This is a genomic window from Acinetobacter sp. YH16044, assembly GCF_013417145.1.
Classification (GTDB): Bacteria; Pseudomonadota; Gammaproteobacteria; order Pseudomonadales; family Moraxellaceae; genus Acinetobacter; species Acinetobacter amyesii.
In genome coordinates this window covers 1-25,947 of sequence record NZ_VPEK01000023.1, presented here as the reverse complement: position 1 = coordinate 25,947, position 25,947 = coordinate 1, and the positions used below count along the sequence as shown (strand labels likewise).

Here is a 25,947-nt window from a genome sequence, read left to right as displayed (position 1 = left end):
GATTGCTCCTTAACCATTCATCACTGCAATAAGTTCAATCGAGATATCTTGGAAGCCAGCTGGTATGTAAACGCAGATGGATTCAGAATCAAGCATACGTTGATACAAATCATTATTTGGCTCAACTTCAAAATAACTCACACCTGAACGTACCGGAATTGCTGTTGGCACTTGCATCATATGTTGCAATGGAACAGCCGGTAATGCTGCCATGACACGCTGTTCAACATCAACGGTATTGCCGACTTTAAAGCGCAGTGGTACATAAGAAATAATGTCATGTGTAGGCATTACACTACTTGAAACAGCTAAATACAGGCGCGAATCGCGAGTAATTTTGTCACTTTCAAGACTGCCCACCCAGTAGGATTGACGGGTTTCTTTCAAGTTAATACTGATATATCGATTTGAAATAATCGTATCGAGCAACTCACGTAAAATCACATCTAATTGAGCAAAACTTTCTTGCAAATTATGATGTTGATATTGTGGGAGTTGATCTACATCATAAGCTGTAGAGAAGGTGAGTAAAGAACCTGTCAGACGTAATAATTCAAAATACAAACGTTCAGGATGAATCAGTGGATATTGCAATAAATGATTTAAGGTCGCATGTGCAGTATTCAGCGCATTAACCAACCAAAATGACACAATATCACCTGAACGGAATTCAATTAACTTTTGTTCGTTTTCACGATTATTCGATTGAATGGTTTTAATTTTAGCTTTGATAATATTGAGCGTTCGTTTAAGCCCGGTAATCAGTGAATCACACGAACTAATATGTAATATTGGTGGAATGAATTGATAATCTAAAACAAAATTACCTGAACTTTGGCGCTTAATTCGGCCAATAGGCATGTAAAGAAAACCATCAAGATTGTGCTGTGGTTCTTGGCCTAATTCAAAGATTTTAAACTCTGCACGGCGGTGTAATAAAGTAATTTCAGCAGCCGTCGCATCTGTAAACAAATCATGAGTTTCAGTCAAATGTGAATGATAGCGACTCGATTGGGTATTTTCTTCAAAATTGACGTTTCGTTTATTCGGTTGAACGATCGGTAATGCTAAATAAATTTGCATTTCACCACGTAAATTTAATGAATCAAGTAGTACAGGCTCAGGTAATAAATCTTGTGCAGGTGCTTGATAAATCTCGCCATCTTGCCAAATCATTTCGACTTTATTCAAAGCCAAAATATTAGTACTGAGTTGTGATTCATCAAAAATTAAACTTTGAATACCATAAGCGAACGGTATTGTTGCGCGAACCGTATGGTTTAAACGCTGTTCATGATAAGCATCTTGTAATTGAAAGTGTTGCGGGCGTAAAAATAATCCTTCACCCCATAAAATTTTTTCTGCTTTAAACATTGTTTTTACCAGTCGCTATTCGATTCATTACTTTGTTGCTGAACACCTAACATTTCTTGTACAGCTTCAAGAGGGTTTTCCTCCTTAATCACATGAGTTAACCATTCATGTAGAGGCATTTGTGACCATTTAATGGTTTTTTGCAGCATATAACTGACAGGGCTATGCGGCTCATTCACTTGAAAATAGTCAGCAATATCTTGCAAGACTTTCATGGCTTGTTCACGATTTTCAAGATGATTTTGCACTTGAGGTTTAAACTGCTGTGTATGCTGTTGTTGTATTATTTGCATATCATTCTGCACGGAAGTTACAGTGGAAAGTGTCTGGCTTTCAATTGGAGAATTTGATTGAACCTGTTCAGCGCTCGATGAATTGATAAAAGCATCTGCTTTATAGATTTTTTTTAAACTCAAGTGAATCATTTCGATTTGAGAGTCAATGCCAGCAAAGCTTGGCGCATCTAAACCCATCAAATCATCAAGAGTCGTTTTTAAGTTTTCCCAATGGTTTAAAATATCTAAAAACTGTTGGTAATACTGGTATTGAATTGATTTTGAGGTATTGAACAAGGCATGTTCAAACTGTTCCATACCATTAAAAGACTCTTCTTGATCATCATCTTCATGGTTGGATTTACGTCTTTGGTTTTGAACATGAAGTAGTCGATCATAGTCGGATAGGGAATAAGCTGCCGCGCCATGAACGATTGAAACTGATTTAATTAATGTTGGGATTTGATTAATTATCCCTTGTAATAAACCTAGACGTTGATCAAGGTCATCATCTTCAATTTCAGGATGAAGTTGTAGCCAAAAGTCTTGCAAACTTTTTTGTGTAAGTTCAATCCCTTTGGCAATCCCTTCGAAACCATGAATGTGAGTCCACGCTTCAAGCAACCAACCATATAAGCGAATATCTTTTGTATGTTCGCGAAGTAGATCTGACGATTTTTGGTGCACAAAGCCCCAATCTGCCTGTTTTGGTTCTGCGATCCAGTCGCCTTGATCCAAGAGCGGGTCATCTTGTGTTTTAGCTTTTTTAATTGCATGAAAATCATTTGAAAATGAAAAATCACTACCGCAAGGTAAATCGTCCGTAATCGGTTGCAATAAAGCGTCGAGCTCTAAACTCATATTCTACATCGTTCCTAACTTATGCTTCTAAGGTTTTAGTCTTTTTGCTGCTGCGTTTTTTCGCAGGTTTACTTTTAGGATCTAAAACATAAATAATTTCATCGTCTTTGACATCGATTTCAATGACTGATGGAATCTTTTGTTCACTCATTGCCATCAACAATTCAGTGGCTAAAGCAGGTAAGACCGTCGCATTTAAAATGTTGTCGACATTACGCGCACCACTATCGACCTCAGTACAGCGACTTAATAATAATTCGACTAAATCATCGGTATAGCGTGTTTGCGTACCATATTGTTTTTCAATACGCGCGGTGATTTTGCCTAATTTATGCTGAATAATGCGTACGAGCAGATCATCGTGCAATGGGAAATACGGCACGATACGCATACGACCTAAAAATGCCGGCTTAAATTGTTTATATAAAGCTGGTTTTAATACATCTAGAAGTTCTTCTGCTGACGGCCATTCTTCTACTGGCTGATTTAAACAGGCCTGCATAATGGCACTTGAGCCTGCATTTGAAGTCAATAAGATCGTAGTATTTTTAAAGTCAATGACACGACCTTCGCCATCTTCCAAAGTACCTTTATCGAATACTTGGTAGAATAGCTCTTGAACATCGCTGTGTGCTTTTTCAATCTCATCGAGCAAAACCACACTATATGGATTTCGGCGAACTGCTTCGGTTAATACGCCGCCTTGGCCATAACCGACATAGCCCGGAGGAGCGCCTTTTAAAGACGAGACGGTATGTGCTTCTTGATACTCAGACATGTTAATGGTGATTAAATGTGACTCACCACCATATAACTCGTTTGCTAACGCGAGTGCAGTTTCGGTTTTACCCACACCACTTGGGCCAACCAGCATGAAAACGCCTTGAGGTTTATTTGGATCTTCCAATTTTGCCTTAGAGGTTTTAATGCCTTGTACCAGTTGATGCAGTGCATAATCTTGACCCATCACACGTTGTTCTAACTGTGCTTCAAGCTTCAAAATTTGCTGAATTTCATCATTCACCATTTTCCCAACAGGGATACCGGTCCAGTCTGAAATGATTTCATTAATAATTTGAGCATTTACACGTTCAAAAACAAGCGGCGTTTGACCTTGTAAAGTTGCCAATTGGTTACGTATATTGCTTAAAGTTTCAATATTTTCTGGTTTTTGCTCGGACTCTTGTTCAAGCGTTTTAATCTGTTGAACGAATTCGAGTTCTTTTTTCCACTGCGTTTCTGTCGACTGAATCTCTTGTTCAAGCGCGGATATTTGTGTTTTTACACTTTCAATGCGTTCGTGGTGAATAGGAATATTCTTATGTTCATTTTCAAGAATCGCCAATTCAAGCTTCAAATTATGTAATTGAGCATGAAGTTGATCCAATTTTACAGGTTGTGCATTTTGCGTTAATGCAACACGTGCAGAAGCCGTATCTAAGACACTAATCGCTTTATCAGGCAATTGACGGCCAGTGATATAACGGTGTGATGCATGGACTGCTGTAACAATAGCTTCATCGTCAATTTGTAAATTGAAATGTTTTGCCATTACGGGAATCATGGCACGCAACATGTCAATTGCAACTTCCTCAGTCGGTTCATCGACCTGAATTACTTGGAAGCGTCGGCTCAATGCGGCATCTTTTTCAAAATACTGCTTATATTCAGCCCAAGTCGTTGCGGCAATGGTTCTTAACTCACCACGTGCAAGCGCCGGTTTTAATAGGTTTGCTGCATCATTTTGACCTGCTTGACCACCCGCACCAATCAACGTGTGTGCTTCATCAATAAATAAAATGATTGGATGTGCAGAGGCTTGAACTTCATGAATGACTTGTTTTAAGCGATTTTCGAATTCACCTTTAACACTGGCACCCGCTTGTAGTAAGCCCATATCTAAAGTATGAATGCTGACATTTTTTAAAGCATCTGGAACTTGGTTGGTTGCAATTTTTAATGCCAGACCTTCAACAACGGCCGTTTTACCAACACCAGGCTCACCCGTTAAAATCGGATTGTTTTGACGACGACGCATCAAAATATCTAGCATTAAGCGGATTTCAAACTCACGACCAATCACAGGATCAATGCCACCATTTTTAGCTTTTTCAGTAAGATTAATGGTGTATTGGTCTAGAGCTGGTGTTTTAACTGGCGTAGTTGCATTCGTTTGTACTGCTGATTTTTCATCAAGTGATGCTGTTGCTAAATCTTCATTTTCAATGCTTTTTAGGCAAAGATCTAAAAATTTATGTTTAATCGTATCGATAGGTAATAAATCGAATAGAGAAGAAGCTCTTGCTGCGATTTGGTATAAATCTGGCGCGGTAAGCAGTGCAACAAGTAAATGACCACTACGAATTTGTGGATTTTGTTCAGCAGATGCTAATAACCAAGCTTGTTCAAGTAAGCGCACAATGGATTGGGCAAAAATCGGGGTGCGTGTATTTCCTTTTGGAAGTTGAGCGATACTTTCTTTGAGGTCATCTGCCAAACCGTCTGCAGAAACTTTGTATTTTTCTAAGAGTATTTGAAGGTCATTTTTATTGTTATAGGTTAATAATTCGAGTAAAAAATGTTCAATTTCGATTTCATAATTTTGCTGTGAAATACATGTATTGGCTGACTTTTCGAGTGAAATGCGGGCGTGAGGTGAAAGTTTAGTAATTAAAACTTTTAAATTATTCATAAATAACTCATCAAATTTAGAATCCACAGTACGAAATTTTACAAGTTTGACTGTGATCTCTTTTTTCTTGCTATAAAAATAAAAACTTTAAAATCAACACCTTATATATTATTAGTGTCTTGCTTTAGGCGATATAATACAGACTAAATAAAAAAAGGAAAAAGATTTTTTTATAAAATGAAACAAAAAAAAACAAATCGTCGACAAACTTTGGAGTATTTGGCACATTTTTGTATTGACTCTATGTGCTTATTTTTTGTTAAATCTGCTGCATATTTTTAATTTTGATAAATGAAGAGAAAACCCACGGGAAAATAAGTGGTGATTTCTCCACATAAATTAAGTTTTAGCACGTAGAAATACAGAGGCAATTTTGAATAAATTTAGTGTTTTATTACCTATAATTTTAGCAGCCAGTTTAACACAAACCGTTTTTGCAAAAGATAAAGCGGCATCTGTGAAAAAATCCTGTTTAAAGGATTATCCACTGGCAGTAGGTGATACAGATCCAGAGATTATTGGTTTTTATAATCAGTTATGTGACAAAAAAAATAAGAAAAATGAGAACTTAAAAAATGAAATCTTTGTAGATATTGCCAAAAAATATCAAGCCAATGGTTACAATTTAAAAGCATTGCAAGCGGTCAATCTGCTGCGAGAAAAGAACTATCAGTCGCCTGAACTTACTGATGTCACTTTTTTAGCAGGTATCGCTATTTCTTATAATGCGCTGAATCATATGCGGAGTAATGAAAATCGTACTCTAGATGAACAGACCTATTCTCCTGCCAAAGTGTTGTCGGATAATATTCGTTATATTCAGCCGACGATTGATAAATCTACGTCTGCTGCAGCAGATGTTCGTGAAAAAAGTACAGAATCTTCGAGCAATGGGAAATCTAAACAGACAACACCAGCTAAAAAACGAACCAATACAGCGTCTACCAAGCCTAAACAAACGACTACAGCTGCAAGCAAAAAGAAAACCACCACGACAGCAAAACCGCAGACTACAGCGAAAAAACCTGCTACTGGTGGTTCACCTTTCGATACATTAAAAAATAAATAACAAGGAAAAGCACTCATGGCAAAACGTGAAAGTGTACAGAAAAAACTTCAACGAATTCGTCCTCCTCGTGTTCAATTGACTTACGATGTTGAAGTTGGCGACGGTAAAGAAATTAAAGAATTACCATTCGTTGTAGGGGTGTTAGGTGATTTCTCAGCGGCATCTGAAGTAGAGAAAACCAAATTAAAAGACAAGAAATTCATTAATGTTGATTTAGATAATATTGATGAAGTAATGGAGTCTTTAGCGCCACGTGCTAATTTTCAAGTTGAGAATACCTTGACTGAAGACGGTGGAAAAATGTCGGTAGATCTTACATTTAAGAGCATGGCTGATTTCACTCCAGAGCAAGTTGTACAACAGGTTGATCCATTACAAAAGTTAGTTGCCGCGCGTGAGCGTCTGTCTGACTTGCGTAATAAAATTTCAAATAATGAACGCTTAGAAGATTTACTGGATGAAGTGTTACATAACACTGATCAAATTCGTAAGTTGAGTGTGGAGGCAGAAAATGAGTAATTTTAATACTGCAACTGCTGCAAACCTTGAAGCAACTGAAGAATATTCGCTTTTAGATTCAATTGTCGAACAAAGTCGTATTGCGCGTACAGATCAAGAACATGATCGTGCAAAAAGTCTGATCGGTGAACTTGCCAAAGAAGTCATGGCAGGTACCATCACCGTTTCGGACAATATGACTTTATCAATTGATAAGCGTATTGCTGAAATTGATGCGTTGATTTCATCTCAGTTAAGTAAAATCATGCACCATGCTGAATTTCAAAAAATTGAATCGACATGGCGTGGTTTGTATTATTTCTGCCAAGAAACACCTTCAAATTCTTTAACAAAAATTCGTATGTTAAATACGACGAAAAAAGAATTGATTAAAGATTTCCAAGGTGCGACCGATTTTGACCAAAGCACGTTGTTCAAAAAAATCTATGAAGAAGAATATGGATCATTCGGTGGTGCGCCTTATGCAACATTGATTGGTGACTTTGAGTTTGACCGTACTTCATCTGATATGTATTTGCTTGAGCAAATTTCACATGTCGCTGCGGCTGCACATGCACCGTTTATTTCGGCTGCTAGCCCGAATATGTTGGGACTAGAGTCTTTTACTGATATTGATCGTCCGCGTGATGTATCTAAAATCTTTGAAACAGCAGAATATGTACAATGGCGTTCATTCCGTGAAAGTGACGATGCACGTTATGTTGCGTTGACAATGCCACGTGTTTTGGGTCGTTTGCCATATGATCCAAAAGAAGGTATTGCCACTGAAGGATTTAACTTCGTTGAAGAAGTTTCGGGCGAAAACCATAATGAATATTTATGGATGAACGCGGCTTATGCCTTTGGTACGCGTTTAACTAATGCTTTTGATATGCATGGTTGGTGTGCTGCGATTCGTGGTGTAGAAGGTGGTGGTTTAGTTGAAGGATTGCCTGTCCATACGTTCAAAACCAATGATGGTGAAGTGGTCTTTAAATGCCCAACTGAAATTGCCATTACTGACCGTCGTGAAAAAGAACTGAGTGATCTTGGTTTTATTCCGTTGGTACACTGCAAAAATACGGATTATGCTGCATTTTTCGGTGCGCAATCGACGCAAAAACCTAAAAAATATGATAGCGATACAGCAAATGCCAATTCTGCATTGTCTAGCCAGATCCAATACATCATGGCAGTTTCACGTATTGCACATTATTTAAAAGCAATGATGCGTGACAAAGTGGGTAGTTTTGCATCAGCGGGTAATGTTGAGACCTTCTTAAATGAATGGTTATCGCAATATGTATTGCTCGATGATGGTGCATCTCAAGAAGCTAAAGCTCAGTATCCATTGCGTGAAGCTTCTGTAAAAGTTGTAGAAAATCCAGCTTTGCCTGGTCACTACAAATCTGTGGTTTTCTTAAGACCACATTTCCAGTTGGATGAGTTGTCTGTTTCATTACGACTTGTGACCGAGTTACCTCAGTCCTCAAATTAATTTTGGGTCAACACTATAATAACTTTAAATAAATAGGTATTCAGAACAATGAAAGATATATACATTCAATTTCGTGGTAAGTACAAAGTAGACGGCGAATCTCGTGATGCAGAGCACAAGAGTTGGTTAGAAGTAAACTCTTGGACGCATAACATCCGTCAACCTAAATCTGCGACTTCTTCAAGTGTGGGTGGTCATACTGCAGAACGTGTAGAACATTCTGATATGGTGTTTGTTAAAGATTTAGACGCGACAAGCCCTAAACTTTGGGAAGCATGTTCAGCAGGTTATACATTTGATGAAGTTCAAATTGATTTCTACCGTGCGAATGGCGACAAACGTATTAAATATCTTCAAATCAAACTGAAACATGTGTTGGTTTCTAGCGTGACACCAACTGTAAACGATGAAGGTGTTCCACACGAATCATTTGGTTTGAAATATGCTGCAGTAGAGTGGACATATAACCAACAAGATATTAACGGTACTGCGAAAGGTGCTGTTACTAAGAAGTGGTCATTATCTAACAACACTGCTTCATACGCAGCGTAATAGATGGATTCAGATAGAGGCTTACTTGGGTAGCCTCTATTTTCATTTTTTTAAATATTTATAAGAAGATATGAATCTCGATCAGCTTTATCCTTATGGTTTTAGAACGACTTTATTTGACCGCTTATTACCAGCAGATGCTCAGCAAACTCAAGGTCTGTCTTTGCAAGAACTTCGTGAATCTGTTGCTTCCGATTTAGAGGATCTCCTCAATAGTCGGGTGGCAAAGTTAGATGAACTGATTGATGACTTTCCATTAGCAAAAAAATCTATTTTGCAATTTGGCATTATCGATTTTGTTGGCTTATCGACTGCAAATCCATCGGATCGTGACAAAATTTGTCAGTCAATTGAACAATCGATTGCTGCACATGAGCCGCGTTTAAAGCAGATTCGAGTCGAAATGCTCATGGATGGTCATAATATGGGGGCACTATGTTTAAGTATTCAGGCATATTTAAATATTCATCCTTTATATGAACCGGTTATTTTTGATGCCTTATTAAAACCAACAACACAACAATATGTTATTTCTCCAAGAGCTTAATGAAGTGGGTTATCTGTGATTGAAGAGCTGTTACCGTATTACGAAAAACAACTACAGGAATTTGGACAACAGTCCCGTGAATTTGCCAGTAAATACCCCAAAATCGCCCAGCGTTTGTCTTTAAACCAAGAACAAATAGATGACCCGCATATTGAGCGTTTAATTCAAGCATTTTCTCTAATTTCTGCACGGATTGATAAAAAACTTGCAGATAGTTATGACGTTTTTACCCGTTCAATTTTTGAGGTGATGTTTCCTCAATATTTAAAACCATTTCCTGCATGTTCTGTGGTGAGCTTCGAAGATATAAATAAAATTAAGCAATTAACAGATCGACACGTTATTCCAAAGGCGACCAGTCTAAAAGCCAAAAGTACGCGTGGTGTTCAATGTGAATATCAGACGGTACAAGAAGTCACTTTATTACCGATTCAATTAAAACAGCTCAATTTCAAAACTCATCCATCGGCACATATGCATTTAAATCAAAATGCTACATTGAGCTTAGGATTTGAAATTTTTTCGAATAAGCACGCTTTACTCAAAAATGAAACTTTGCCGATATTTTTAGACGCTATTTCTAATTTTCCTTTACAGGTTTTAGATAGTATTTTTAAATCGACTACGAGTTTTTCGATTCGTGTGGGGCAGCACATTCTTGATATTGCCAATCCATTTGAAATTATGGGCTTTGATGAAGTTCAAAGTGTTCTACCTATCGATCAGCATACGCATCATGCATATCGTTTATTGATGGAATATTTTTGTGTTCCTGAAAAATTCAATTTTTTAAATCTAAATTTAGATTTCATTAAGTTTTTAAGTTTAGAACACAGTGAATTTGATGTTCAAATGCACTTTAAGCTTAATTTAAACGATCAAGCGGCAATTCGAAATTATTCTGAATTAAATGCTGCAAATTTTAAATTGTTTGCTACACCAATCGTTAATCTCTTCAATAAACAAGCAGAGCCGCAAAAGATTAATCATAAGCGAATGGAATATCCATTGGTGACAGATGCGCACCATCCTGAATATTTTCAGGCCTATAGCATTTTAAAAATGAATATGGTGCGTGAAAAAAGTAACCAAGATGAAGTGTATTATCCGGTACTGCCTTTTTTTGCAATGAGTCATTATCATCAAGATAAAGTCCAGTTTTTTTATAGTTTAAATCCGCAGCAGATGAAGAATAAACATCAGGAATTAAACTATTCAATCATATCTCGTGCTTTAGACCCGCATAGTACTCAGTCCGATTTTATTAGTACTGAACTTTTGTGTAGTAATCGTGAGTTACCTTACGAAAGTTATAATAAAGATCAGAATGCATTAACACTGAATGATAGTAATTTGGCACGTCGTGCTCTGATGCTCAAACGACCGTCGTTACCGTATTATTTTGAGCAAAATAAACAAGAACAGTGGCGGGTCATTTCACATTTATCTTTGAATAATATGTCTTTAATGAAAGGCGATGCGGTCTCTCATATTAAAGAACTTTTGGAATTGTATAATTTACCTAAATCAAAAGAAAACCAAATTATTATCGACTCCATAAAAAAGATTCAGTTTTCTACTACGCAGAAACTTGTGGATAGTAAACCATTTCCATTATTTGTCAGAGGTTTAAAAGTACAGCTCGATATCGATGCGGATATATTTAGAGGACATAGCCTATATATATTTAGTCAATTGCTGGCCCATATCTTTAATTTAAAAGTCAATATGAACAGCTTTGTCGATGTCTCGGTTTTTGATGCAAATAGTCAACAGGAGTTATACCAATGCGTGCAGAACGTTGGTGGCAAGAAAGCTCTGTAATTGACGGACTTTTCCAAGAACCGAAAGCCTACGAGTTTGTTCAAGCCACTCGTTTGTTAAGACATGCACCTTATGGAGCGGCTCAAGTTCACTGGGCAAATGACTTTGAGTTTAATAGTTCACTTAATCTGAACTTCCCGAACACTGAAATTGAAAGTTTAGAGTTCAACGATGAGAAAGTTGAACTGACAAATTTAATGGTAGGTTTAACGGGTATTCAAGGTGCATTACCTTATAGTTATACCAATAAGATTAAGCTCAGCGGGCGACATCAGCGACACGAAACTCAAAAGTTTTTAGGGCTGTTTAATCATAAATTAACAGCACATTATGTTGATGCCAGTTTAAATTATCATTTACCTATTCGTTATGAAATCGAGCAGGATAATCACTATCTTGATATTTTACATGCATTAAATGGTTATATCCGTAGCCAGCATGATCAGCCAGATTTAGATGATTATTTTGCTGAGTTTTCAGGTTTAATGCAGGGACAAAACAATACAGCGTATGCATTAAAAACCATGCTGAACTGTATCTTTAAGCAGAATTTTGATATTCGAGAATTTATCCCTGAAACTTTTGTATTTGAAGAAGATCAGAGAACATGTTTAGGTGGATCTCAGCCGAGTTCATTGGGACTAAATACATTTTGTGGTGAAAAGATTCAACAGATTGACGAAAAAATTGAAATCGTGATTGGACCTTTAAACCATGAAGATTATTTAACATTTTTACCGAATCAGTCACACAGCCAAAAATTAAAACAAATGATTCAAACTTGGTGCAGTCCAACATTAATGGTGGATGTGCGCTTAATTTTACAAAAAGAAGAAATAAAACCGGTGTGTTTAAATTCTTTGAGCGGAATTGGTTTAGCTCAGGGAGCATTTTTACAGCCGAATAAACAGGTCGATAATACAGAAACCTGTTATGCCTTAATGGGGAATGCATAATAATGCTGAAATTAATAATTGGAACCTTTAGTACGCTTTTTGTTTTGTGTACTGCTTTCGTGATTTTTTACTGGCGAGATACAGGCTATGATCCGACGGCTTTCGATTTAGTCACATACTTTTTACTTCTTCCTTTAGCTTTATGTGCAATTATTTTGTCGCCTTATTTGCTTTACAAGGGCATTCAACATCAAAAAGAAAAAAAACTTGAAGCTGAAAAACGTGCAGAAGAACAAGCTGAGCAACAACAACTTGAGGCCATTGAACAAGCAAAACCGAAGCCTATTGATGTACAGCAATTTCGTTTAAATGTTTATTCTTCAGCGGCTTGGCATAGTTTTGGTGAAAACGAACAAATTATCCAAGATATTCAACAATTCAAAAGTCCTGAACTCGATGATAAGTTATTTAATGCATACGGTTTGCCTGTTCTTTCATTTCGAATCAAAGATTTAGATGAACTCACTAATGAAGAAGCAGATGATGAATATAGTGCCATCACCATGCGTGAAAAACGAATCCAGTCACTTATTCAGCAACAACTAGAGCAACACGTTGAAAGTCTATTTTTAATTGCTGAGCATCTGAAGCAATCAGCACTCTTTTATGATAGTGAATTGGCATATCAGTACCGTATGCATCCGGGTTGGGTGGATCCAGATTATACGCAAGATGAACATCCAGAACATTTGGCGAACAATGCACAGCAAGTTTCACGTTTAAATCGTTTAAATGTCCATATTTTGCTTGCTGATAATTTGATTCATCAATGGAATGATGATTATGCTCAAATTATTCAGCAGTATCTATCTGACGGATTTTCGATCATTCCCGAACAAATTCATATCGAGCCACATTTTATCGGCACTCAAGTCGCTTATTCAGAATGGTTAAGCATTTTAGAGATGATTTCAAAACAAAAGTTTGAAGTCAGTTTGATTCTCAATGCTGACTCTGAAATCGACCAAGAATGGATTGATGAAAAGATGTGGTTACAAGAAAAATACATTGCTGCAGAGTTTGCATCGAGTTGGTGTTTGGCTGCTTCAGACGTTCAAGTTCGAGGTTTAACTCCAAATAAAGTGCTACAAGTGGTGGCACATGAGCCTGAGTTGAAACGTAATTTAGAGCTTAAAGCACTGAATAATTTAGATCAGTATGATCAAGAACAACCCTTTTTATTGATGTTAGATGATGCAACGGATATGAAAGTGGTGAAAAAATTACAGTATAAATTTAATGAAACCGCGATTGAAACCTATCATTTTTTATATACAAAACAGAATCTTGGAAATACCCAGCAATTGGCAAAAATTTTTGGATTCATGTTGGGTATGCACTTTCCAGAAGAGTTAACTGCCATGATTTATAGCACAGACCAAGAATCGACATTTGCTTTTATTCAAGCATTTTCAGTAGAAGATGAACTTGAACAAGAAACTGTTTAATTAGAATTAAGACGAAATTGAGAACATTGTGAACACACTATTTTATACGATCCTCGGTTATGTTTGGCAGTACGTCACCAATCCTAAAGCGATGGTGGCTTTGTCATTTTTTGTGGCCATTGTGGCTATGCATAATTCGATTCCGCAAAAGACTTTTTACATTGTGGTTGCTGTTTATATTCTCGGATTAATTCTGTGGGGTATATATGAATTAGTACAGCATTATCGTCATAAACAGCAAGGCGAAGAACTTGCTGAGGCGATTGCCAAGGATAATGAAGCTGAATACGGTAAACAAAAAAATAAAGAAGAACTTGCGCTGATCAATCAGCAAATGAAAGACTCGATTCAACTTATCCGTAAATCAAAACTCGGCGACAAAAAGGGGAATGCAGCCCTATATGAATTACCTTGGTACATGGTGATTGGTAACCCAGCAGCGGGTAAAAGTTCAGCGATTTATAATTCTGGTCTTAGATTTCCATTTGAAGAAACTCATCAGAAAATGGTGTCGGCAGGTCTAAGTGGTACTCGTAACTGCGATTGGTTTTTCTCTACAGATGGTGTGTTACTCGATACCGCAGGTCGATATTCAGTTTATGCCGAAGACCATTCAGAATGGTTAGGCTTTTTAAATATTCTAAAGAAAAACCGTTCTAAAGCACCAATTAACGGTTTAATCGTGATTGTTTCTGTGGCGGAGCTTGTTAGTCAAAGTCCTGAAAAATCAATCAAATTAGCCAAAAACTTACGCGCACGTATACAGGATTTGACGGAACGTTTAGAAATTTTTGCGCCAGTGTATATCGTTTTTTCAAAAATGGATTTGATTGCTGGCTTTACAGAATTTTTTGATTGTTATGATAAGGATGAATTTGATCAAGTTTGGGGTGCAACGCTACCTTATGATCCAGACTCATCTGAGCATGCCGTTGAGATGTTCGAAAAGCATTATTCAATTTTATACGATGGTTTGAAGAGCGTCAGTACTACGCACTTAAGTCGTCGTCATTCGCAAAATATTTCTCCAAGTGTAATGACATTTCCACTTGAGTTTAAAAGTTTAAAGCCAGTGTTAAAAACTTTTATTGGTACGTTGTTTCAAGACAACCCTTATCAGTTTAAACCGGTATTCCGTGGGTTCTATTTCACCAGTGCGTTGCAAGAAGGTGTGATTGAAAGTCCAATGACGGAGCAAATCGCTGAAGATTTTCATTTGGTGAAAAGTACGGATAGTGAGTTTGGCATTCCTACGAATTCTGTTTCGCAAGACCATGGTTATTTCTTAAAAGGACTCTTTTCAACCGTCATTTTAAAAGATAAAAATCTAGTTAAACAACATATCAATCCTGCACGTAAACGTCAGCGCTTTATGGCATTTATTGTTGCATTGTTATTGGTTGCTGTGGTGCTTGGGTTGTGGGTTTGGTCGTATCGTAATAACCAACAACTCGTGGCGGAAGTTCAGGCAGACCTTGACAAAGTTGTGCAAATGGAAAGCCGTAGCGGAAGTGAGCTTTCGACTCAATTGGATGCTTTGCTGATATTACAAGGGCATTTACAGCAGCTCGATCATTTTGATGAAGATCGTCCATTGAAATACAGCTTTGGTTTATACCAAGGGAATAAAATCCGTGAAAAACTTAAAGTTGAGTATTTACGTGGTATTCAACAAATTGTATTGGCACCATCTCAGCAAAATATGGCGCAGTACTTACAACGCGTTAAAGCCAATGAAGCGACGTTGAAAGAAAATCACGTCAATGTGCAAATCACTCAAGCTGTGAAATCAAATCAGCCCTATTTAGAACCATCGGATACTAATCCTCAGGATGCATATAATGCACTGAAGGCGTATTTGATGATGAGCAATCATAAATATATGGAATCGAGCCATTTGAGTGACCAAGTTACTCGTTTCTGGCGTTCATGGTTAGATTCAAATCGCGGTCAAATGCCACGTGGGGAAATGATTCAAAAAGCTGAACAAGTTTTATCTTATGCGATGACTTTAGCTGCCGATCCTGCGTTCCCGCAAATGGAATCTGATCCTTTATTGGTTGATCAAACACGTCAATTATTAACAGCTGTTACCATGGGTATTCCTGCACGTGACCGTGTTTATAATGAAATTAAAATGCGTGGTTCGGTACGTTTCCCAGCAGTAACTGTGAAGCAAATTTTAGGTGAAACAGGCCAAAACAGCATGTTAGGTAGTTATGCCTTGCCGGGTATTTTTACTTACCAAGCATGGAATGATTATGTAAAAGATGCGATTAACCAAGCTGCGAATAATCCGACGGATACTCAAGATTGGGTACTCAATACCAATCGTTCTGATGACCTGACGTTTAGTGGTAGTCCAGACCAGATCAGTAAACAGTTAACCGAACTTTATAAGCAGGAATATATCGCTGAATGGCGTAAATTCTTAAATGCTGTACATTATGGCAAAGGCGCAGATGTCGCTCAGCAGTCACGTTTTATCGATATTTTAGGTGAACCTGAAAATTCGCCAATTCGTAAAGTGGTTGACCGTATTGCGAAAGAAACCAGCTGGGATAATCCAATTGTTCAAGCAGAACTGGCAGCACCTCAGAAAGGCTTTATTGCGTGGTTTAAACGTAAAGTTCTCAGCCGTGATGATGCGCAGCAGGCACAGCAAGTTGCTTCTAAAGCCAGTCAAGGTGTTATTGCAAAAGAATTTGATGTGTTCTATCAATTGGTTCGTAAGCGTGATGATCAGCAAAACAAATCTATTTTAGATGAATACATGCTGTCTTTGAGTCAAGTACGTAGTAAGTTTAATGACTTGAAGAGTGGCGGTGATATGGGGCCTGCAAGCATGACATTGGTGAAACAAACCATCAATGATCAAAGCTCTGTCTTTAATAGCACGCAAAAATTTGTGGATGAAAAAATGTCTGTGGGTCTGAATGAATTAGACCAGCAGTTGATTCAAAAGCTCTTTATGCAGCCGGTGACCCAGTCATTTGAAGTATTACTGATCCCAGCTCAAAACGAAATTAATAAGTTGTGGGCAATGCAGGCGTATCAACCATTTACAACCAATCTTGCGCCTAAATATCCATTTAATAGCAATGCCACTTTACAAGCGACCAGTAATGAAATTAGCCAAATTTTTGGTGAAAACGGAAGTATCGCTCGCTTTGTAAAAGAATATTTAGATCCATTAGTGATTCGTCGTGGCTATACCTTAACCACGAAAACATGGAAAGATTTGGGCATTGGTTTAAATCCACAATTCGTAGCGAATTTCCAACGCTATGTTGCGCCAAGTAATGGCGTTGCTACAGGGGAATTGAGTCAAGCAGCACCTGCGGCAACCAATCAATCGAACTTCCAGTTCTTCCCATTAGAAAATACACAGTTGCTTTCATATACCATTGATATTGATGGTCAGCGTATGGTGTATGAAAATGGTGTTCAGCAATGGGTGAACTTCGTTTGGCCAAATAAAGGGGCAATTCCAGGTGCACGTATTACCGCGATTGACTTGGAAGGTCAAACACATACCATTTTTGATGAGCCGGGTGAATATGGTATTAACCGATTGGTTGAAGGCGCTCAGCGTACACAAAATGGTAATTCATTTGAAATGGTGTGGCGTAGCAAACAAAATCCAAAAGTGTTTGTAAAAGTGAACTTCCGTTTAATCAGTGGTAACGCATCTGGCCCAACTACAGGTTCAGGCTATTCAGGTATGACTCTTGTTGATCAAGTGGTGACGAATAAAGGTGTTCGTGTCGTCGCAGCGCAAACGATGCCTGCAGGACAAGCGCCTGTAGCGCCAGCGACTTCACCGATGAGTGTTGTACAAGGAACAGCAACACCATGATGATGATTTTAAAAATAGGAGCGGTGGCATTCGTGCAAAAGAACAAGGAGTGTGACGATGTATGAAGTGAGAACGACACCGCTGTATTATGGAAAATGTCCAGCTCGTGGTGACTTCTTAAAGAGCCGTGAACAATATTCACTGATTCAGTTAATCGATCAGTGGATCACGGAGGCGCTTGAGTTCGCTATGCGTTCAGACAATTTTAATGCAGCGTATAACTCACTGCCTTCATTAGATTTCTTTATTGCCAGTCCAAAAGATAAGCGTTTTTTGGTTGCCAATTTGATTAGCAGTGAAGACAGTTCAAAGCGTCAATTTCCAATGGTGTTGGCTCATCTGCTAGAAATCGATGATCCTTTCGATAATATTTTGTATGCACCATATCGTTATAAACAGACCTTAATTGACTTATATCAGCGTAACCGAGTGATGCGTTCTATTCGCGATCCCGATATTTTGCTCGATAAATTAGGCAAATTGAATAACGAAATCCAAGTGTTCGGAACAGAAGAAACCTCTTCTTTTTATGAGCATCATACGTTGCATTCATTTGCACGTTTATTGAATTTTACGCCTTATCAGTTGGCGCAAAGCATGATTGGTCTCGGTTTGCTGCTACAACCGATTATTCATCAGGGCACGTCTCGGTTGAATAAAGTGTTGATTTTACCGATCAATAATATTAGTTACTGCTATGAAATTGCGGCTTTTTGGGTCAACCTAATTAGTCGTTTTGTCGAAAACCAAGATGCTGAGTTACTCATTGGCATCCTACACAGTGATTCACCTGTTTTACTGTTTGGTTTTCAAGGTGCTGATATTACTGCACTCAGTGATGTTTTTACCCAAAATATGCAAAGTGATCATTGGGTTTCCCTGATCGATGCCAGTTGGATTGATCCTTATCTTGAACAAAATGCAGGCTTAGCCGTTTTGGAACAGTCTTTGAGTGAGCGCCAGATCAGCCTTATTCATGGCATTAAACTTTTTAGACAGACTTTTATAGAAGAATAATGATGCAAAGAATCTTACCAATGTTGCCCAAATTTCTTGCGAGTGTGTACATTTTAGGTTGTTCGACTTTGCTTTGGGCAGAGCCTATTGTGATTGAAGGTGCTGTACCGAATGAAGCAACCAAGCAAGAAATATTAAATAAAGCCTATTTGACCTATGGTCAGGCAAATGTGGTTGATAAAATTCAGGTTCGAGCGGTTACAGCACCCAATGGTTGGGGCAATAGCGTAAGCCAAATGATTAATGATGACTTAAAAAAAGTAAAACAGGGGAAACTCTCTGTACGCGGAACGCAAGTCGATTTAAGTGGCAAGATGTCAAATCAAAATGATATCCAACCAACGACCACCAAGTTTCAGTCTTTGGTCACAGCACCTTTTCGTTTCAATGCACAGCTTTCTGTCAATCAGGCTGAACAGGCTATTATTGATGCGGCTTTACGTAATCGTATTATCGAATTTGAATCGGGAAGTGCTATTTTAGCGCCATCTGGGGTACAGATCTTAGATGAAATGGTTGTCGCACTGAATCGCGTCGGTGGGAAAAAAGTACGAATTATTGGTCACACAGACAGCTCGGGGAATCCTGAGAAAAACTTAAGTTTAAGCCAAGATCGTGCTAATGCAGTTAAAAACTACCTGATTTCAAAAAATATTGCAGCGGCGAACTTAAGTACTGAAGGGATGGGCTCAAATAAGCCTGTAGCAGACAATGCTACGCCTGAAGGTCGTAAGAAAAACCGTCGTATTGAGTTTGAAGTACTGTAACTATTGTAACTACAACGGCTAATGCGACGAATGAACCCAGTGTATCTAGACTGGGTTTTTTTATACCAATTGACTCAGTCGATTATTTGATAACTGAAAACGACATTTTTTAAAGCAGCAGAGCGAAAACAAAATAGGAACATATTTTGAATTGGGATGATGCTATTAATTTTTGCATTTTATACCACTAAAGCATTCATATTTTGAGTAATAAAACAGTGGATTCTAAAATCAATTAAGGTTAAAACATAAGAATCAGTTTTGGATATGCGTTTCATATCTACTGCTTTAACCTTGTCGATAAAGAATAATCACTTTTGACATGGTGCAAAGTTTTAAAAAATCTGCAGGACAGTGCGGAAAAACAACAACTCAATATGGATGAATGTGGGAGCAAAGAATGCTTGGTAATATGATGTTTAAACCGCTTTTGATTAGTAGCATGATTGAACATGCGGGTCGCTATCATGCGGATAGTTTAGTAATTTCAAAAAATACAGACACGACGATTACGAAAACCACTTGGGGTGAAGTCCATAAAAATTCAAAACGATTTGCCAATGTTCTTGCATCACTCGGTTTAAATTTAGGGGATCGTGTTGCGACCATCGCTTGGAATAACCATCGTCACTTAGAGTCTTGGTACGCTATTTCAGGTAGTGGTTATGTCTGTCACACTATTAATCCGCGTTTATTTCCAGAACAATTAATTTTTATCATCAATGATGCCGCAGACCGCGTGATGTTATTTGATAAAACCTTTTTGCCGTTAATCAAAGCAGTAAAACCACTATTAAAATCTGTTGAACATTTTATTTGTTTAGATGCACCAGATGCAGCAATTGTCGAAGCGGTGCCAGATGTTAAATTTTATGATGAACTTATTGCGGGACAATCTGCAGACTATACATGGCCAGAATTAGATGAATTATCGGCTAGTTCTTTATGTTATACCTCTGGTACCACAGGCAATCCGAAAGGTGTGTTGTATAGCCATCGTTCAACAGTCTTACACAGTTATGCGATTTGTATGCCGGATTCATTAAATATCTCAGCGCGGGATATTATGATGCCTGTTGTGCCGATGTTCCATGTCAATGCATGGGGTACGCCATATGCTGCGGCAATGGTGGGATGTACTTTAGTGCTGCCAGGCCCAGGTTTAGATGGAGCAAGCCTGACGCAAATGATTGATGACTATAAAGTATCCGTTGCATTGGGTGTTCCAACGATTTGGCAGGGTTTAATCAATGCTGCGCAACAAGCGGGTAGTCAGCTCCAAAGTTTAGTGCGTAATGTGGTGGGTGGATCTGCTTGTCCTCCTGCGATGTTAAAAGTGTTTAAAGAACAATTTAACTGTGAAACGATTCATGCTTGGGGAATGACCGAAACCAGTCCATTAGGTTCTTCAAACCAGTTTAAAGCCAAACATTTGTTATTATCTGAAGAAGAACAATTACAAGTACGATTATCACAAGGTCGTCCACCATTTGGGGTCGATTTACGTATTACCGATGAAGAAAACGGTACACACGAAGTTGCACGTGATGGCGAAACGACGGGTAATTTACAGATCCAAGGGCATTGGATTATTGGCAATTACTTTGGCAAAACAGAGTCTCCATTAACCTCAGATGGTTGGTTTGATACAGGGGATATTGCAACCCTGAATGAGGATGGTTTCTTAAAAATTAGTGACCGTTCAAAAGATTTGATCAAATCTGGCGGTGAATGGATTTCTTCTGTTGAGTTAGAAAATTTAGCTATGGGACATCCTAAAATTGCAATGGCGGCAGTGATTGCAGCAACCCATCCAAAATGGGATGAGCGTCCTGTATTGATTGCAATTAAAAAGCCAGATGTCGATTTATCTGATACAGAAATTTTGGATTATTATGCAGATAAAGTCGCTAAATGGCAGGTGCCAGATAAAGTAATTTTCGTGGATGCTATTCCTTTGAGCGGAACAGGTAAAATGCTGAAAAAAGATCTACGTGAGCAATTTGGTGCTGTACTACTTGAAAGCTAACTTACTGTAAGTTACCAACTAAATATTGGTAAAGAGCAAAACGCAAAGGTGATATGCCTTTGCATTTTTTTATAAAAACTTAAATTTTGATAAATACTATATTCTTAATATCAGGTTTTTAAATAAATTTTTTTCAACGAATCTATAACCAAGTTCAATGAATAATCTAGCCCTGTTGGGTCGCATTCAATTCAATAAAAGCGTAAATTGATGAGGCATCCACCGTTAAACCACCTTTCTTATGTTTCCAGTTTGGATCTTGTTCACTTTAATGGCTGCTTTTATGCAGTCATGGCGCAATGCATTTCAAAAACAACTCAGTACCACTGTTGATGTGTATGGTGTCACCCTTGCACGGTTTATTTTTGGGCTCCCATTTGCCTGCATTTATTTATTTGTGCTGTACCAACAACAGCCTGTGACTCAGGTGACCACATTTACACCTATGTTTTGGATCTATGTGGTGATTGCAGGACTAAGTCAAATTTTAGCGACGATTTTAATGGTCTTGCTTTTTAAGCAAAAGAATTATGCCATCGGCGTCGGTTTAGCGAAAAGTGAAGCCATCTTTGCGGCCATAGTGGGGGTGATTTTCTTAAGTGAACATTTAAGTTTATTTGGTTGGATTGGTGTTTTGGTTGGTGGCATAGCCGTTTTTCTTTTAAGCAAAGGTTCTCAACGACAAAAGTTATCTTTGCCAACTTTATGCATCGGTGTAGGGAGTGGATTAAGTTTTGCTATTACCTCTTTATTGGTTCGTGAAGCCAGTTTAGAGCTAAGTGATTTACCGACTTTGCATCGTGCGGCGTGGGTATTGTTGAGTGTAATTGGCTTTCAATGTGTGATTATGCTGCTGTACCTCAGTCTATTTAGCCGCAAAACGCTCATTGCCATGTGGGATAGAGTCGGTCTGACCTTTCGCGTTAGTGTCTGTAGCTTTCTAGCATCCTTGGGCTGGTTTACTGCTATGAGTATGCAAACGGTTGCGATTGTCAAAACCCTAGGTCAAATCGAAATATTATTTAGCCTCTTAATCTCTGCCTATTTCTTTAAGGAAAAACTCGCAAGAACCGATCATTGGGGATTAGCCCTTGTGGTGATTGCGGCCATTATGGTGATTTGGGCTTAATGTGTGCTTTAAACAGTCATGAAAGCAAATTAAGGCCAAATTTAAGTTAGTTTTTCGAATATATTTTTAATTAAATATGAGAAATATTTGATGTCCACTAGGATATTTATCATGGAATTGTTTATGATTTAAAGGGTGAGTAAACTTTAAACATGATTGAAAATGCTCAAGTTGTTCAATCTATATATTTATTTTTCAAATTTTAGCGTTAAATTTTTTTTATTATTTTTTATTTATATTGCCAATATAAACAATGTATTGATGGGAGGGCTTAAATTTGGAAATACTCATACAAACTTTATCCTTCCCAGCGTTGTTAACTATTTTAGCTTCGGCTTTAGGCTGTGGATTGCTCATCGGTTTGGAGCGTCAACGTAACAACAATTTGGACAGTGAACAGAGCTTTGCCGGTTTACGCTCATTTACCATTTGTGCGCTGTTTGGAGCATTGTGTTTTTTAATCCATTTAGCTGTTGGTGTAATCGGTGCAATTGTCGTCAGTATGTTTAGCTATTATGGATTAAGCCAGCAAAAACAAGATATTGGCACAACCACAGAACTTGCTTTTGTTATGACCTATTTAATCGGCGCTGCTTGTGTTTTTAATATTCCACTTGCTGCGTGTTTGGCTGTGGTGCTGACCCTCATATTAGTTGGAAAAAAAGGCTTACATCATTTTGCAGCGCATTGGATCAAAGACTATGAGTTAAGAGATGGAGTCTTTTTACTGGCATTGATCCTAATTGCCTTACCTTTAACGCCGAATCAGGCCTATTGGGGTTCTGTATTAAATCCCTATGTGATTTTAAAATTACTGATATTGATCTTGGTGGTGCAGTCATTAGCACACATCGCCAAGCGGCTATTATCCTCTGATAAAGCCATTATTTTATCGGCCTTGGCATCAGGTTTTGTGTCGAGCACAGCAACAATCGCAAGCTTAGGCATGGAAGTGCGAGCAGGAAAAGCCAGTGCCAAAACTAATGCAGGGGCAGGACTTTTTTCATGTGTTGCGACATTGGTTCAACTTTTGATCATTGTCCTTGGGGTGAGTTTTGCTTGGTTTAAAATATTAGTTATACCAAGTATCGTCGGCATCTTGATATTGGTCCTTACTGCGTTATATCTGATTTATGGCTCATCTCAAGTTCAGCATAATAAAGAGTCAGAACCTGAAATGCTTCGTGTAGAGGCGAATGAAACAGTGCCGTTAGAAAATACTGATAGTCGAATGTTTAGCTTAAAACAGGCGGCAATCATTGCCATCACGCTTACTTTGATCCAAGCACTTGTTTATGGATTAAATCTCGCTTTAGGTGATAAAGGCTTAATTTTAGGGACATTATTAGCATCACTCTTTGAAGTCCATGCAGCTATGGCAACCGTGGTGATGCAAGGTAATATCGACAATTTAACATTGGTTTATGCTGTGGTGATTGGATTATCAGCCCATGCGATTTCAAAATGTGTGAATGCATTTCTCACAGGTGGCTGGAAATATTTTCTATATTTTGCACCAACACAGTTACTTCATATGCTGTGCCTAATCGCGGTTTTGCTATTCAGTTTAAGATAAATGAGCCAAGTGACTGCTTCTTATTATTCATGGCGCAATTGCATTAATCTGGCTTTAATTTGTGGCCAACTGGTTGAAATCCAACATACCAGCGAACCTAATGTCACCAAAATGGCACCATGCCAAAAACTTAAACTCAGTGGTGTCTGTAATATAAACATTGAAATAACCGAAGAAAAAATCGGACTAAAATACGATAAAGTCACCAATATCGTAATATTGCCTTTAATAATACCTACATTCCACGCTGCATAACCCAAAGCGGTTACAATGGACACGGTCAACATATACATACCGGTATGTAAGTCTACGGCAGGCATTCGCGGAATACCGTGAAATATCAACATTTTTAGCCATAGCATAATCGTGATCACGACGAAAAAGAATGAAATAGGGTTATGTCCAAGACTGTATTTACGTGTAATCACACAGTAGAGTGACCATAAACTCGCTCCCATAAAAGCAAGAAAATAGCTTAATGGATTAGACTGAATGTTCGTAAAGACTGTAGACCAGTTAAAACTTCCATTACCCGTTTGGATCAAAATGATGCCACCCAAACTAATGACTAAACCAATGATTACGAAAAAGTTAAATTTTAATTCTTTAAATAAAATTAACGCGGCAATTGTCAGACTCGGCCATAAATAATTGACCAAACTGATTTCAATCGCTTGTTGAGCTGTTTGAGCCAAAGCAATGGCATACGAAAAACACAACTCATAAATCACAAATAAAAGGGTGGCGTATATCAAAAATTGGCGCGGAACCAGTTTAAGGTTTGGAATTTTAAATAAGAGCAATAGAATAATTGCGCTCAAGGTATACATAAAGAGCACAGCAAGATCAGGGCCAATACTGAAACTAATTTTCTTAAGTAAACCAACAATAGAAGACCATTGTAAGATTGCACTGAATCCAATCAGCGTTGCAAGATTTTTGGACATGATTGCTCGAAGATTTCGCAAATGGCGAATGAATTTTTAATTTTTATTATAGTCTTTATTCAGTCGTTTAGTATAAGCGTGAAATTATCAAACTCTATTTAATTAAAAAGATTTAGAGCTCGTCGTACGTCAAGAGCAGCATGGCGATGAACTAGGTTTAGATTCTGGCTTATTAACGCACGATTTAAAACTTGGACAATGTATTCATGCCTATATTCGTGCGAATCCAAATTTTCACTTAGCAGAGGGCGTTAAGTCGGCAATTATGATTGGCAATGGCTCAGGAATGGCGGGTTTGCTTTCACATCTTAAGCAACGTGTCGCAAAAGAGCACTGTCAAAACTGGTTAATTTATGGTGAGCGTCAACAAGCTTTCGATGCAATTTTTGCTGATGAACTGCATGAATTACAAAACCAAGGTAAAATTGCAGAAATCGATCGGGTATTTTCTCGTGATGGATTTGCTGAAAAGTATGTGCAAGATGTCCTAGTTGTAAAAAAAGCTGAATTGATTGATTGGCTAGAGCAAGGGGCTTGTCTCTATATCTGCGGCAGTTTGAATATGGCCAAAGCGGTAGATGCCACTTTGCAAGAGATACTGGGCATTGAACAACTGCATACACTGCGTAAAGCAGGTCATTACCGCCGCAATGTGTATTAAATAATTGATGTCTACTGAAGAAGTAAATAATGATGCAGTTCGTAATGAGATGGATCGATAGTTTAAAAAGGAACAATAATGGATAAATTTGTAATTAGAGTTTATCACGATTGTAAAAGGCTAATTATAGCTATTTTTTTTATTATTGAATTTTTGATTTTTTTAATAAAGTATTACTTTTTTGGGATAGGTTTCTGGAGTTTTATTGGTGCAGTAGTTTTTTTTATTATCTTTGTTGATCGGCTTTGTTGCACAAAGATTTGAAATACAAAGCCCCCTAATTGAGCCAAATTTAAGGCGTAACTTGGGTAAGTGGTCGACCTAATTCCGTAAATCTGTTGAGGACTGCTACACGTGCATGAATTTCA

Annotated in this window: 19 protein-coding genes; 15 read left to right on the top strand and 4 right to left on the bottom strand. The window is 37.9% G+C overall.

What is annotated here, in order from left to right; genetic code table 11:
* Positions 1–9: 9 nt before the first annotated feature.
* From tssK to tssH, 3 genes are read right to left on the bottom strand one after another with little or no spacing between them, the layout of a single operon-like run.
* Positions 10–1,374, bottom strand: coding sequence for a type VI secretion system baseplate subunit TssK (gene tssK / locus FTV38_RS12505; protein WP_180022648.1), 1,365 nt, complete (start codon positions 1,372–1,374; stop codon positions 10–12).
* A gap of 5 nt (positions 1,375–1,379) precedes the next feature.
* On the bottom strand, positions 1,380–2,510 hold the full coding sequence (gene tssA, locus FTV38_RS12500; protein ID WP_180005374.1) for a type VI secretion system protein TssA: 1,131 nt from the start codon (positions 2,508–2,510) through the stop codon (positions 1,380–1,382).
* A gap of 19 nt (positions 2,511–2,529) precedes the next feature.
* The gene (tssH, locus tag FTV38_RS12495) at positions 2,530–5,202 is read right to left on the bottom strand and encodes a type VI secretion system ATPase TssH (RefSeq protein WP_180022647.1); all 2,673 of its coding nucleotides are present in this window, start codon (positions 5,200–5,202) and stop codon (positions 2,530–2,532) included.
* Positions 5,203–5,575: 373 nt separating this feature from the next.
* On the opposite strand from tssH, the gene FTV38_RS12490 reads away from it, so the two are divergent.
* From FTV38_RS12490 to FTV38_RS12425, 14 genes are all read left to right on the top strand, one after another.
* A complete protein-coding gene (locus tag FTV38_RS12490) occupies positions 5,576–6,271 on the top strand; it encodes a hypothetical protein (RefSeq protein WP_180022646.1) in 696 nt (231 codons plus the stop codon).
* 15 nt (positions 6,272–6,286) lie between these two features.
* Positions 6,287–6,790, top strand: a complete 504-nt coding sequence (gene tssB, locus FTV38_RS12485; protein WP_078193364.1) for a type VI secretion system contractile sheath small subunit — start codon at positions 6,287–6,289, stop codon at positions 6,788–6,790.
* Positions 6,783–8,267 carry a type VI secretion system contractile sheath large subunit gene (gene tssC / locus FTV38_RS12480; RefSeq protein ID WP_180022645.1) on the top strand — a complete coding sequence of 495 codons (1,485 nt, stop codon included), beginning with the start codon at positions 6,783–6,785 and terminating at the stop codon, positions 8,265–8,267. Before tssB ends, tssC begins: the two co-directional genes overlap by 8 nt.
* A gap of 48 nt (positions 8,268–8,315) precedes the next feature.
* On the top strand, positions 8,316–8,819 hold the full coding sequence (locus tag FTV38_RS12475; protein ID WP_078190771.1) for a type VI secretion system tube protein Hcp: 504 nt from the start codon (positions 8,316–8,318) through the stop codon (positions 8,817–8,819).
* A 70-nt stretch (positions 8,820–8,889) separates the two neighbouring features.
* Positions 8,890–9,366, top strand: a complete 477-nt coding sequence (gene tssE, locus FTV38_RS12470; protein ID WP_078190770.1) for a type VI secretion system baseplate subunit TssE — start codon at positions 8,890–8,892, stop codon at positions 9,364–9,366.
* A gap of 15 nt (positions 9,367–9,381) precedes the next feature.
* Positions 9,382–11,190 (top strand): type VI secretion system baseplate subunit TssF, encoded by a 1,809-nt coding sequence (gene tssF, locus FTV38_RS12465; protein WP_180022644.1) that lies wholly within the window; start codon positions 9,382–9,384, stop codon positions 11,188–11,190.
* Positions 11,154–12,146 carry a type VI secretion system baseplate subunit TssG gene (gene tssG / locus FTV38_RS12460; RefSeq protein WP_180022643.1) on the top strand — a complete coding sequence of 331 codons (993 nt, stop codon included), beginning with the start codon at positions 11,154–11,156 and terminating at the stop codon, positions 12,144–12,146. Before tssF ends, tssG begins: the two co-directional genes overlap by 37 nt.
* Positions 12,147–12,148: 2 nt before the next feature.
* Positions 12,149–13,594: a hypothetical protein gene (locus FTV38_RS12455; protein ID WP_180022642.1), complete on the top strand. Its 1,446-nt coding sequence runs from the start codon at positions 12,149–12,151 to the stop codon at positions 13,592–13,594.
* 28 nt (positions 13,595–13,622) lie between these two features.
* A complete protein-coding gene (gene tssM / locus FTV38_RS12450; RefSeq protein ID WP_180022641.1) occupies positions 13,623–17,453 on the top strand; it encodes a type VI secretion system membrane subunit TssM in 3,831 nt (1,276 codons plus the stop codon).
* Between the two features lie 57 nt (positions 17,454–17,510).
* Positions 17,511–18,470, top strand: coding sequence for a type VI secretion system-associated protein TagF (gene tagF / locus FTV38_RS12445; RefSeq protein ID WP_078190765.1), 960 nt, complete (start codon positions 17,511–17,513; stop codon positions 18,468–18,470).
* A 20-nt stretch (positions 18,471–18,490) separates the two neighbouring features.
* A complete protein-coding gene (locus FTV38_RS12440; protein WP_306669385.1) occupies positions 18,491–19,237 on the top strand; it encodes an OmpA family protein in 747 nt (248 codons plus the stop codon).
* A gap of 400 nt (positions 19,238–19,637) precedes the next feature.
* Entirely contained in the window at positions 19,638–21,266 is a 1,629-nt protein-coding gene (locus FTV38_RS12435; protein WP_180022639.1) for a long-chain-fatty-acid--CoA ligase, read from the top strand.
* A 241-nt stretch (positions 21,267–21,507) separates the two neighbouring features.
* Positions 21,508–22,395, top strand: a complete 888-nt coding sequence (locus FTV38_RS12430) for a DMT family transporter (protein WP_180022638.1) — start codon at positions 21,508–21,510, stop codon at positions 22,393–22,395.
* A gap of 277 nt (positions 22,396–22,672) precedes the next feature.
* The gene (locus FTV38_RS12425; RefSeq protein WP_180022637.1) at positions 22,673–23,971 is read left to right on the top strand and encodes an MgtC/SapB family protein; all 1,299 of its coding nucleotides are present in this window, start codon (positions 22,673–22,675) and stop codon (positions 23,969–23,971) included.
* 23 nt (positions 23,972–23,994) lie between these two features.
* Here the strand turns inward: FTV38_RS12425 and yddG are convergent, their stop codons facing one another.
* Entirely contained in the window at positions 23,995–24,918 is a 924-nt protein-coding gene (yddG, locus tag FTV38_RS12420) for an aromatic amino acid DMT transporter YddG (RefSeq protein ID WP_180022636.1), read from the bottom strand.
* A 265-nt stretch (positions 24,919–25,183) separates the two neighbouring features.
* Here yddG and FTV38_RS12415 point away from each other — a divergent pair, with 265 nt between their 5' ends.
* Positions 25,184–25,579 (top strand): hypothetical protein, encoded by a 396-nt coding sequence (locus FTV38_RS12415; protein ID WP_180008126.1) that lies wholly within the window; start codon positions 25,184–25,186, stop codon positions 25,577–25,579.
* Positions 25,580–25,947: the final 368 nt, after the last annotated feature.